This window comes from Aquabacterium sp. A08, assembly GCF_011742065.1.
The window spans coordinates 1-279 of record NZ_JAAQQT010000135.1 but is presented as its reverse complement, the minus strand read 5'-3'; the positions used below and the strand labels follow the sequence as shown (position 1 = coordinate 279).

At 58.8% G+C, this 279-nt stretch carries 1 protein-coding gene; it reads right to left on the bottom strand.

Going from position 1 to position 279, the window contains the following annotated elements; translation table 11 throughout:
• A partial coding sequence (locus HA630_RS00765; protein WP_166832061.1) for a Tfp pilus assembly protein FimT/FimU occupies positions 1-195 on the bottom strand: 195 nt, incomplete at its 3' end.
• Positions 196-279 lie beyond the last annotated feature (84 nt).

The window sequence follows — 279 nt, the reverse complement described above, 5'->3', positions numbered from 1 at the left end:
GCGCTTGATGGACTCGGATTTGGCCAGCCGGAGGTCGGCCTGCACCGCTTCTGTTGAGCCTTTCAAACGCAGCGTTTCGCGCATGCTGGAAAAAGTCGGCAGGGCGATGGCCGCCAGTATGCCCAACACCGCGAGGGTGACCAAGGCCTCGATCAGCGTGAAACCACGGCGCGAACGCCCTGTTTGCATGCGCATGTTGTTCCCCCTGTTGTGAGGGAATTTTTAGCATTGCAGACGGGCTGTGGGTATCCCCTGTTTGGGGTAGTAAAAACCGCCCAA